General features: G+C 60.4%; 2 protein-coding genes, 2 rRNA genes and 1 pseudogene. All 5 read right to left on the reverse strand.

The genetic code is table 11. The features are described 5' to 3' along the window. Nucleotides 1-35: 35 nt before the first annotated feature. A pseudogene (gene recD, locus BFP93_RS14725) lies at nt 36-2,106 on the reverse strand (exodeoxyribonuclease V subunit alpha). Next, a complete protein-coding gene (recB, locus tag BFP93_RS14730) occupies nt 2,103-5,774 on the reverse strand; it encodes an exodeoxyribonuclease V subunit beta (RefSeq protein ID WP_065893674.1) in 3,672 nt (1,223 codons plus the stop codon). Before recB ends, recD begins: the two are co-directional and overlap by 4 nt. Beyond that, nucleotides 5,771-9,223 carry an exodeoxyribonuclease V subunit gamma gene (gene recC, locus BFP93_RS14735; RefSeq protein WP_065893675.1) on the reverse strand — a complete coding sequence of 1,151 codons (3,453 nt, stop codon included), beginning with the start codon at nt 9,221-9,223 and terminating at the stop codon, nt 5,771-5,773. Before recC ends, recB begins: the two co-directional genes overlap by 4 nt. A gap of 135 nt (nt 9,224-9,358) precedes the next feature. Next, nucleotides 9,359-9,474 (reverse strand): 5S ribosomal RNA (rrf, locus tag BFP93_RS14740). Nucleotides 9,475-9,631: 157 nt separating this feature from the next. Then, nucleotides 9,632-12,523, reverse strand: a 23S ribosomal RNA gene (locus tag BFP93_RS14745). Nucleotides 12,524-12,586 lie beyond the last annotated feature (63 nt).

The following is a 12,586-nucleotide window of genomic DNA, read 5'->3' on the forward strand; positions in this document are numbered from 1 at the left end:
ATCAGACATCTGAATCAAAAATATCGCATGACCGTTCAGTCAGCTTCTTCGGGCGTGGCGTCCAGCTCCAGCATCAGCCCGCTCAAGCGTTTGACCCGGCGCCGTACGGCTTCTTCAAAGACGCCGGCACGGGGTTCGATCAGGCTGAACCAGCGTTTGGCGCGGGTGATACCGGTGTAGATCAGTTCTTTGGTCAGTACCGGGTTCAACGCGTCCGGCAGGATCAGCGCGGTATGGGTGAACTCCGACCCCTGGGATTTGTGCACGGTCATGGCATAGACGGTTTCCACATCGTTGAGCCGGCTGGGCAGCACGAAGCGCACGCCACCCTGGCCGTCATTGCGCGGGAAAGCCACGCGCAGCACCTGAGCGCCGCCGTCGCTCTCGGGCAATTTCAGGGCGATACCGATATCCCCGTTCATCAGGCCCAGGCCGTAGTCGTTACGGGTCATCAGCACCGGGCGCCCTTCATACCACTGCTCGTCGCCCTCGATCAGCCGCACCTTGCGCAGGGCGGCGGTGATGCGCAGGTTCAGCCCTTCGACGCCCCAGGGACCTTTGCGTACGGCGCAGAGCAACTGGAACGCGTCGAAGGCTTGCAGCAGTTGTTGCGCCCAGTGGGTCCAGGCGTGATCGTCACGCGGGGTCTGCGGCGCAGGACGCGCCGACTGCAGCAGGTTCAGGTAATAGCGATAGCCCTGGGCACCTTCGCCCTGCCCGTCCAGCACCAGGCGCTCAAGCGCGTGATCATGCTCGCCCTTGAGGCTGAGACAGAACAAGTCGTCATGACTGCGCGCGGCCAACAGCGCGCGCGCTTGCTCAGCGTTCTGCTGGTTGACCCAGCGCGCCAGCTGGCCGATGCCGCTGCCCTCGCCGAAGCGACGCGAGTAGCGCAGCATCACCACCTGCTGGGCCAGCGGATGACTGCCGTCGAGGTCTTCCTGCAAGCCGCTGTTGCCGAGGTCTTCGGCGCTGACCGCCTGCAGCCATTGGCGGGNTGGCCGGGCTGTACCAGCCGGCCTCGGCATCGCGACACAGATCACCGAGCACCGCGCCCGCCTCCACCGACGCAAGCTGGTCCTTGTCACCCAGCAGCACCAGGCGAGCATGGGGCGGCAAAGCGTCGAGCAGGTTGGCCATCATTTCCAGATCGATCATCGACGCTTCGTCCACCACCAGCACATCCAGCGGTAACGGGTTGCCGACGTGGTGACGGAAGTGCCGAGTGCCCGGACGGCTGCCCAGCAACCGGTGAACCGTGGTGACCTGGGTGGGGATTTTTTCGCGCACGCTGTCGGGCACTTTCAGCGACAGCACTTGCTGGCTGATGGATTCGGTAAGACGCGCGGCGGCTTTACCGGTGGGCGCGGCCAGGCGGATGCGCAGGGGATTGCCGCTCTCCACGGCAGGCGCCTGCAACAGCGCGAGCAGGCGCACCACGGTGGTGGTCTTGCCGGTGCCGGGGCCGCCGGTGACGATACTGAATGCGCCCCGGGTGGCCAGGGCACAGGCGAGTTTTTGCCAGTCGATCACGCCATCGGGCGCCGGTTGATCGAACAAACCATTCAGGCGCTGCGGCAAATCGGCGGCGACGCTTTCGTGGCTGGCCAGCCGCAGGCGCAAGGCACTGTCGATGCGCCGTTCATAAGCCCAATAGCGGCGTAGATAGAGGCGTGTGCCGGACAGCACCAACGGGCGGCTCCGCGCCGACTCACTGTCATCGAACGCCGGCGCGACCAAACGGCTGGTGGCCAGGACATGACACCAGTGGGCGCCGTCCAGCCCCTCGAGCAATTGCGACGGCAGCAGCATCGCGCCGGTCTGCAGGTCGCCTTCGGGCGGCAGCGACAGGGCAAAATCCGGCGCCTGCAGGGTTTCGAACAGGTCGAGGCATACATGGCCGTGACCCAATTGGTGACTGGTCAATGCCGCCGCCAGCAGCACCAGGGGATCGGCCTGTGGATCAAGCTCGTGCAGGAAGCCGACGAAGGCTCTGTCCAGGGCCCGCAACCAGCCACGGTCGACCCAGCGCTCCAGCAGTTGCACCAGGTCGGCGGCGCGACTGAGCGGCGACAGTTCCTCCAGCAGCAGCGGCGACAGGCTCATAGCAGCACTCCTTGTTCCCAGGCGGGCTCGGCTTTTGGCGGGACAGGCTTGCCCTGGAACAACAGGTCCAGCCCTTCGATCAGCTCACGCGGCGGCCGGGTGAAGTACGCGCCCTGGGTCACCGACTGCGTTCCGCGCAGGAACAGGTAGAGGGCGCCGCCGACGTGGCGTTCGTAGTCGTAATCCGGCAGGCGCGCCTTGAGTTGGCGATGCAGGGCCAGCAGGTAAAGTACATATTGCAGGTCGTACCGATGCTCGAGGATCGACTGTTCCATGGCGTCCATGGTGTAGGCCGAATCGTCAGGCCCGAGCCAGTTGGATTTGTAGTCAGCCACGTAATAACGGCCATCGTGCTCGAAGGTCAGGTCGATAAAGCCTTTGAACATGCCGTTGAGCAACACCGGTTCGGCCGCCACGCGTGAGACGCCGCGGTGGGTGTGCTGGCACACCAGTTTGTCGAGGGCGAGCACGTCGACTTTATGGCTGGCGAACCAGAATTCCATTTCGATCTGGTAGTGCGTCAGCGCGCTGAGACTGACCCGGCCGTCGTACAGAGGCAGCGGCGCGTGCAGCAAGTGGTCAAGCCAGGCGCTGAGGGTGACGATCCAGCCTTCCCAATTGCGCCGATTGCAACGCGCCCCGACGGCTTTTTCAATGGCCTCGAGGCTGACGTTGAATGCTTCTTCACCGGCCCACTCCAACAAGCCGTGAAGGAAAGTGCCTGGATTCGGACCGCGTGGGAATCGATGAATATCGCCGCCGGACGCCACCACTTCGCGCGGTGCGTCGGGATCAAGGCGTTCGTCATCGAACAGTTTCTGCGCCTGCGGGCTTTCAGGCGCTTCGAGACTGGCGGCGCTCATGCTGTCGCCAATGCGCAAGGCGCTGTAGGACGCAATCCACCAGTTCTCCGCCGCCTTGCGTTTGGGCAACAGCGGAGCCCGCAAGGTCGCTTCGTTGCGCGGGGGGTGGAACACGATGTCTTGCGCTGGCGGCACTTGGGCATAGCTGATGGCCGGGCAGCCCTGCTGCACATCCAGCAACCAGCGCGCCAGGCCGGCGGACTCACCCAGCGGCGCACCGGCGCCCAGCAGATAGCCCAGCGCCGACAGGTGCAGCACGGAGCTGCTGCTGTTGCCGCGTTTGAGGTCGGCGATGCCCAGCCAGCAGGCGTGTTTGGCGCGGGTCAAGGCGACGTACAGCAAGCGCAGGTCTTCGGCCAGGCGCTCATCATCGGCCTGGGCGATCAACTCAGCCGTGGGCCGCAGGCTGACGTGGGATTTGCCCTGCGCGTCGTGGTAGTGCAGCGGCAAGCGCGTGCCGTCCACCGGTTTGGTCGAGCAGATGAAGGGCAGGAACACCAGGTCGTATTCCAGGCCCTTGGATTTGTGGATCGTCACCACCTTGACCAATTGCTCGTCACTTTCCAGGCGCAGGATCTGTTCTTCACCGGCCTGGCCCGACAGCGCCAGGTGCTCGGCAAGATGGCGAATTAATGCCTGTTCGCCGTCCAGTTCCGACGCGGCCTGTTGCAGCAGCTCACTGAGGTGCAGCAGGTTGGTCAGCACACGTTCGCCATCGCTGCGGGCGATCAGGCTTTGCGGCAGCTTGAAGTCATGCAGCAGGCGACGCAGCATCGGCAGCACGCCTTGGGAGCGCCAGATCGAGCGGTAGCCCCGGAACTGCATCACGCGGCTTTCCCACGCCAGTTCATCCTGGTTCAGACGCTCCAGTTCCGTCAGTGACAGGTTCAAGGTGACACAGGCCAGGGCCGCGCGCAGCGGGCGCTCGACGTCCGGCTCGGCGCAGGCCTTGAGCCAGGCCAGCAGATCGTGGGCTTCCTGGGCGGCGAAGACCGAGTCCTTGTCCGACAGGTACACGCTGCGCACGCCCCGTGCCGCCAACTCGGCGCGCACGGCCTGGGCTTCCTTGCCGTCTCGCACGAGGATGGCGATGTCTGACGGCAGCACGCCTTTGAACGTGTCGTCTCTGGCAAAGCCTGCGCTGCCCTGCTGCCCACCGTTAAGCAATTCGACGATCTGCGTGGCGCAAGCAGCCGCCAGTTGCTGGCGATACAGCACATTGGAAATCGGTTGGTCGGTGGCTAAATGCCAAAGGTTCATTGCCGGCAGCGTCTGGCCGTCGACCTGCAGCTGTTCTTTGCGGCCTTGGGACAGCACCGAATGGAACGGCACCGGATTATGGCCGTCGGGCTCACGAAACAGGAACGCGCCGCGGCCGGTTTCCGCGCGCTGGAACAGGTGGTTTACCGCTTCGACCATCGCGTGGCTGGAGCGGAAGTTGGTGCCCAACGTGTGGTGGCGACCGGTGGTAGATTGCCGAGCGCGCAGGTAGGTGTAGATGTCCGCGCCCCGGAAGGCGTAGATCGCCTGTTTGGGGTCGCCGATCAGGAACAGGCCGCTGTCCAGGTGGTTTTCTTCGATACGGTAAATGCTGTCGAAGATGCTGTATTGCACCGGGTCGGTGTCCTGGAATTCATCGATCAAGGCCACCGGGAATTGCTCGCGGATCACGCTGGCCAGGCGCTCGCCGCCGTCGGCCTGGAGCGCGGCGTTGAGGCGGATCAGCATGTCGTCGAAGCCCATTTCAGCGCGACGCCGCTTCTCTTCTTCGAAGCGCTTGCCCACCCAGGCGGCGGCGTGTTGCAACACCGCGGCGTCCGGGGTGGGCAGTGCGTCAAGGGCCGCTTTCAGACCGGCCATCGCGTCGATGCCGGGATGCCGTGGCGGCTCGCCTTTCCAGGCTTCGGCCATACCCTCGGGAGTCAGCCGGGTAAAGCCGGTGCCAATATCCAGTTGTTCCAGGGTTTCATCGGCGGCCCAGGCACTGATTTTTTCAAACCAGGGCTCGAAATAACGCGCCTGCATTTTGCGTCCATCGACCGCTTTGGCGGCCACGGCTTGCAGGCACAGATCACGCAACTCGACGGCCCATTGTTGCCAGGGTGCCTTGATGTTGGTCAGTGCCTCGCGACGCTCTTGCAGGCAGGCAGCGATTATCTCTGCGGGCTCGCGGCTGTCTTCGGCCGGCCGCTCACTGCCGAACAGCGCGCGCACCCGTGGCATCAACGCGGCCGGGCCGCCCCAGTTGTTGCGCACCCAGTTGAGCGCATCGTCATGCATCGGGTAGCAGAACAGGCGCCAGTAGTCGCGCAGCACTTCACCGAGCAAGTCGCTGTGGTCGGTTTCCAGGGTCTGGGTAAACAGGCTGCCGCTGTCGAACGCGTGTTCGCGCAGCATGCGCTGGCACCAACTGTGAATCGTCGAGACGGCTGCCTCGTCCATCCACTGCGCGGCGATGTCCAGCCGATTGGCGCAGGCGGGCCATTGTTCACTGGGGTATTGGTGACGCAGGTCAGCGATCAAGGCGTCGGGCTGCTCGATTTCGTCGCGGAAAAACCGCGCGGCCTCCGCCAGACGGATACGGATACGTTCACGCAGCTCCTTGGTGGCGGCGTCGGTGAAGGTCACCACGAGGATTTGCGGCGGTAGCAGTTCACGGCCGAAACCGGACTCATCGCCACCGTTGCCGAGCACCAGCCGCAGGTACAGGGCCGAAATCGTGAAAGTTTTGCCGGTGCCGGCGCTGGCTTCAATCAGCTGGCTGCCTTTGAGCGGAAAGGCCAGGGCCAGGGGTTTACTGGTCATGCGCCGGCCTCCTCGCTGGACAGTGAGCGCCAGGGGGTGTTGAGCAGGGGGCGATACAAGGTTTCGCACCAGCCTTCGAACTCTTCGCTGGCGACCAGCGTGGCGTAGTTGGGGAACTGGCGAGTGAGCGCAGGCGTTTCGCGGCGTTCGCCATCGGTGGTGATACCGTCGCCCTCGTAGGCTTTGCTGGCAGCGGCGTGAGCTTTGGCCGGATCGGTCTGGCCGAGCCAGGCAAAGGCGGTCTTTACCGCGACGGGCAGCGGTTTGCTCATGCCGATGTGCCAGGCAAGCAGCAAGTCACCGAGGAGGCTCTGAGCGGTGGCAGTGTCCAACGGGGCCAGCAGCAAGGTGTCGTCACTGGCTACCAGGCCGGTGCTCAACGGCACGCCACAGGCACAGGCGACCACATGATTGACCCAGGGGCGGATCAGGCGGTGCCACTTGCGCGTCTTGATCGAGCCGATGCTGTTGGGGATGGTGGTCACGCTTAACAAACCGCCGTCACCGCGCCGGTGCAGGCCGCTGATCCAGCCTTCGAGCTGAATGCCCTGGTACGCGAAACTGATCGGTTGCGCGCCAATGTGTGGGGTTGGCCAGAGCGCCAGCAGGTGCTGATAGCGCTGCAACAGGTCCGGCAATGGCTCGATCAGCTCGTTGCGCAGGCATTCGCCGAAGCCGACCATCGGCAGCAGGCCACTGCCTTGCAGGCGCAAGGCTTGGGCGTTGAGCGCCTGATCAAGCTGGTCGGGCCGGGCCAGTGCTGCGTTGAGCAGACTGTCGCTGAGGGTGTAGCGTTGCAGTGCGTCGAGCACGAAGGGTTCTTCGTCGGCCAGCGGTACTTCGGCGGCTTCAAAGAACACTTTCAGACGCTGGCTGAAGAAATGTTTGACCGGATTGCGCAGGAAATCCTGTAACTGGCCGAGGCTCAGGGGCTCTTCCTGGTGGTGCGGTGCCAGCGCGTGGTCGTGCACCAGTGCGGCTGGGGCCTCATGCAGCAACTGCCATTCGCGAGCGTAACTGAACAGCGGGTCGCCTTCATGGAAGTAGCGGGCGCTGAACGGTTGGAGCGGGTGTTCCTGGGTCATTGCGTCGATCAGGGGTTCGGCGCTTTGGGCGTTATGCCAGCCACTGGCGAGGTGGTCGCGCAGTTGGCCGATCAGCACCGAGGCCGGGCGATCGCTGTTGTCGCGGATGCTGCGGCCGACCCAGCTGATGTAGAGCTGGTCGCGCGCGGACAGCAGGGCTTCGAGCAGCAGGTAGCGATCGTCTTCACGGCGTGAACGATCGCCGGGACGGTAGTCGCTGCCCATCAGGTCAAAGTCCAGTGGCGGCTGGGCACGCGGGTAGTCGCCATCATTCATGCCGAGCAGGCAGACCAGCTTGAACGGGATCGCGCGCATGGGCATCAAGGTACAAAAATTGACCGCGCCCGCCAGGAAGCGCTGGGACAGGCGGCCCTGGTCGAGCCCGGCCAACCAGGCCTCACGGACCACGGTGAGCGGTAATTCATCCTGCAGGCCGACGGATTCACAGGTTTCCAGCCACGTCTCTCTTAACTGTTCAAGCTGGCCAAGCAGGTAATCATCGTGCTCGCTGCCGGGCAGGAAAAACAGTTGCATCAAGCGTTGCAGACGCTCGCCCCACACGTGGGGAGGTGCGGGTTGCGACAGCGTCTGGTGCGCGTCATTCAAGGCATCGAGCAAGGCGACCAGTGGACCAATCAGCGCCGCATCAAGCCCACCGATCTCGTCGTAGGGCTCGATGCCTTCGCACGCCACACCCGTGCCGACGGCGTAGCCCAGCAGCATCCGCCGCAGGCCGAATCGCCAGCTGTTCTGCTCAAGTTCTGCGGGCAACCCCAGGCCCGCACGCTGTTCGGCGTTGAGACCCCAGCGGATGCCCGCGCCTTCAATCCAGCGATGCAGTGTAGGCAGGTCGCGCTCATTGATGGCGAAACGTTCGCGCAGGGCCGGCACATCCAACAGGTCGAGAATTTCGCTGACAGGGAAACGGCTGTCGGGGAGTTTGAGCAAGTGCTCGACCGCGATCAACAGCGGGTCACGACCACGTTGCCCCTGGTCTGTCAGGGTGAACGGAATAAAGCGTGGGTCGTTTCTTTCCAGTTGACCGAACACCGCGCGAATGTGCGGTGCATAGCTGTCGACGTCGGGGACCATGACGATGATGTCCCGAGGGCGCAACGTGGGGTCGGCGCTGAAACGTTGGAGTAATTGGTCGTGGAGAATCTCCACTTCGCGTTGGGCGCTGTGGGCGATGTGAAAGCGAATGGATGCGTCGCGTGTGAGGTCGACCGCCGGCCAGAACTCACGGGTTTCATCGAGTGGGCGCAACTCCAGGATGTCGTCCTGAAGCTGGTTGAGCAGCGTGGTGGGTTGGCTCTCGCTGAACAAGTCGATACGACCATCACGGAAGGCGGCGCGGTAGCTGTTGGGGTCGTCATAACTGTCCAACAGGCTGATGTAGTCACGCCCCTGCTTGCCCCAGGCGGCGAGCAGCGGGTGAGCGTGCTGGTGCAAGGTGTGAGGATCAATGGTGACGGGCATGCCCGCTTTGCGCGCCTGGCGCTTGTATTCGTTACGCAGCAGGTCTTTGTCGGCCACGATGTCCGACCAATGATGGCGGCAAGGGTTGTGCACGCACAGCAACACTTGGGTGAAACGAGCCAGGCCCGCCAGTGCTTCGAGCGCCTGGGCGGGCAGCGATGAAATGCCGAAAACAATCACGCGGGAAGGCAAGCCGGGCGGCGCTTGCTCGAGTGTGTTGATGCGTTCGATAAACCGCTGATGAACGCCGGCACGGCTCTCGGCCATGCCCTGCTCCCCTACGTCGAGCAGCAACGCGCGCCATAATTCAGCCTGCCAGCAGTTGGCGGGGTTGAGGGGTTTGGATTCGCCACGGCCGTTGCGTAATTGATGGCGCCCCGCCGCCCAGTCTTCCAGCCAATCGGCGCGATACACTTGGTATTGGTCGAACAAGTCGGCCAGCCGCTCGGCAAGCTGGTAGCGTTTGCGCAGGTCGGTGTCGTGGGTCAGGAAGCGTTGCAACGGCTCGAAATGGGGCTGATCGATAAGCTCCGGGAGCAGACGCATGAGTCGCCATGTCAGCGGGGCCTTATCCAGCAGAGACTTGGGGGGGATTTCGTCACGACCCAGCACCATGCGATAGAGCTGCCACATGAAACTGCCGGGCAATTGCACATCGATTGCCGCGGCGATGCCACAGCCCCCCATGTCGTCTTCCTGCGGATCTTCGGCCAGGGCAAGCTTGAGCCATTGGGCGATGCCATTGCTTTGGACCAGAGCAATTTCATTTTCCAGGGGCGCCAGGGGATAACGACGCATCCAGCTGACTACCAGGCTGCGCAACTCGTCCAGGCGGTTACCGTGAACCACCATGAATCCTGCGCTGAGGGACGTCGCACCCGGCATAACGGTTTCCTTGGAAAAGCAAAAATCGAGGCTTGGACTTTAGCACTGAAGACCATTGCCATGAGCGCCTTGATACTTTTCAAGCGCCCAAAACAAAACCCCAACTGCTTTCGCAATTGGGGTTTCGGAATTTAATCTTGACGATGACCTACTCTCACATGGGGAAACCCCACACTACCATCGGCGATGCATCGTTTCACTGCTGAGTTCGGGATGGGATCAGGTGGTTCCAATGCTCTATGGTCGTCAAGAAATTCGGGTACTGAGTCGTGACCTGATGGCCTCGCTTCAGCAAATTGGGTATGTGACAGCAATCGGTGTCTTGTGAGCGTCGAACTTTCGGTTCATCTCGTCTTCACACACCGCAATCTGATGCTCGTTAGAGTAGTCAAATTGCTTGGGTGTTATATGGTCAAGCCTCACGGGCAATTAGTATTGGTTAGCTCAACGCCTCACAGCGCTTACACACCCAACCTATCAACGTCGTAGTCTTCGACGGCCCTTCAGGGAACTCAAGGTTCCAGTGAGATCTCATCTTGAGGCTAGTTTCCCGCTTAGATGCTTTCAGCGGTTATCTATTCCGAACATAGCTACCCGGCAATGCCACTGGCGTGACAACCGGAACACCAGAGGTTCGTCCACTCCGGTCCTCTCGTACTAGGAGCAGCCCCTCTCAAATCTCAAACGTCCACGGCAGATAGGGACCGAACTGTCTCACGACGTTCTAAACCCAGCTCGCGTACCACTTTAAATGGCGAACAGCCATACCCTTGGGACCGGCTTCAGCCCCAGGATGTGATGAGCCGACATCGAGGTGCCAAACACCGCCGTCGATATGAACTCTTGGGCGGTATCAGCCTGTTATCCCCGGAGTACCTTTTATCCGTTGAGCGATGGCCCTTCCATACAGAACCACCGGATCACTAAGACCTACTTTCGTACCTGCTCGACGTGTCTGTCTCGCAGTCAAGCGCGCTTTTGCCTTTATACTCTACGACCGATTTCCGACCGGTCTGAGCGCACCTTCGTACTCCTCCGTTACTCTTTAGGAGGAGACCGCCCCAGTCAAACTACCCACCATACACTGTCCTCGATCCGGATAACGGACCTGAGTTAGAACCTCAAAGTTGCCAGGGTGGTATTTCAAGGTTGGCTCCACGCAGACTGGCGTCCACGCTTCAAAGCCTCCCACCTATCCTACACAAGCAAATTCAAAGTCCAGTGCAAAGCTATAGTAAAGGTTCACGGGGTCTTTCCGTCTAGCCGCGGATACACTGCATCTTCACAGCGATTTCAATTTCACTGAGTCTCGGGTGGAGACAGCGCCGCCATCGTTACGCCATTCGTGCAGGTCGGAACTTACCCGACAAGGAATTTCGCTACCTTAGGACCGTTATAGTTACGGCCGCCGTTTACCGGGGCTTCGATCAAGAGCTTCGCGTTAGCTAACCCCATCAATTAACCTTCCGGCACCGGGCAGGCGTCACACCCTATACGTCCACTTTCGTGTTTGCAGAGTGCTGTGTTTTTAATAAACAGTCGCAGCGGCCTGGTATCTTCGACCGGCATGAGCTTACGGAGCAAGTCCTTCACCCTCACCGGCGCACCTTCTCCCGAAGTTACGGTGCCATTTTGCCTAGTTCCTTCACCCGAGTTCTCTCAAGCGCCTTGGTATTCTCTACCCAACCACCTGTGTCGGTTTGGGGTACGGTTCCTGGTTACCTGAAGCTTAGAAGCTTTTCTTGGAAGCATGGCATCAACCACTTCGTCATCTAAAAGATGACTCGTCATCAGCTCTCGGCCTTAGAATCCCGGATTTACCTAAGATTCCAGCCTACCACCTTAAACTTGGACAACCAACGCCAAGCTGGCCTAGCCTTCTCCGTCCCTCCATCGCAATAACCAGAAGTACAGGAATATTAACCTGTTTTCCATCGACTACGCTTTTCAGCCTCGCCTTAGGGACCGACTAACCCTGCGTCGATTAACGTTGCGCAGGAAACCTTGGTCTTTCGGCGTGGGTGTTTTTCACACCCATTGTCGTTACTCATGTCAGCATTCGCACTTCTGATACCTCCAGCAAGCTTCTCAACTCACCTTCACAGGCTTACAGAACGCTCCTCTACCGCATCACTTACGTGATACCCGTAGCTTCGGTGTATGGTTTGAGCCCCGTTACATCTTCCGCGCAGGCCGACTCGACTAGTGAGCTATTACGCTTTCTTTAAAGGGTGGCTGCTTCTAAGCCAACCTCCTAGCTGTCTAAGCCTTCCCACATCGTTTCCCACTTAACCATAACTTTGGGACCTTAGCTGACGGTCTGGGTTGTTTCCCTTTTCACGACGGACGTTAGCACCCGCCGTGTGTCTCCCATGCTCGGCACTTGTAGGTATTCGGAGTTTGCATCGGTTTGGTAAGTCGGGATGACCCCCTAGCCGAAACAGTGCTCTACCCCCTACAGTGATACATGAGGCGCTACCTAAATAGCTTTCGAGGAGAACCAGCTATCTCCGAGCTTGATTAGCCTTTCACTCCGATCCACAGGTCATCCGCTAACTTTTCAACGGTAGTCGGTTCGGTCCTCCAGTTAGTGTTACCCAACCTTCAACCTGCCCATGGATAGATCGCCCGGTTTCGGGTCTATTCCCAGCGACTAGACGCCCTATTAAGACTCGCTTTCGCTACGCCTCCCCTATTCGGTTAAGCTCGCCACTGAAAATAAGTCGCTGACCCATTATACAAAAGGTACGCAGTCACCCAACAAAGTGGGCTCCCACTGCTTGTACGCATACGGTTTCAGGATCTATTTCACTCCCCTCTCCGGGGTTCTTTTCGCCTTTCCCTCACGGTACTAGTTCACTATCGGTCAGTCAGTAGTATTTAGCCTTGGAGGATGGTCCCCCCATATTCAGACAAAGTTTCTCGTGCTCCGTCCTACTCGATTTCATGACTAAGAGATTTTCGCGTACAGGGCTATCACCCACTATGGCCGCACTTTCCAGAGCGTTCCGCTAATCTCAAAGCCACTTAAGGGCTAGTCCCCGTTCGCTCGCCACTACTAAGGGAATCTCGGTTGATTTCTTTTCCTCAGGGTACTTAGATGTTTCAGTTCCCCTGGTTCGCCTCTTACGCCTATGTATTCAGCGTAAGATAACCATCTTATGATGGCTGGGTTCCCCCATTCAGACATCTCCGGATCAAAGTCTGTTTGCCGACTCCCCGAAGCTTTTCGCAGGCTACCACGTCTTTCATCGCCTCTGACTGCCAAGGCATCCACCGTATGCGCTTCTTCACTTGACCATATAACCCCAAGCAATCTGGTTATACTGTGAAGACAACATTCGCCGAAAATTCGAATTTCTC

Origin of the sequence: Pseudomonas sp. 44 R 15 (assembly GCF_900004965.1) — a bacterium.
Taxonomy (GTDB): domain Bacteria; phylum Pseudomonadota; class Gammaproteobacteria; order Pseudomonadales; family Pseudomonadaceae; genus Aquipseudomonas; species Aquipseudomonas orientalis_A.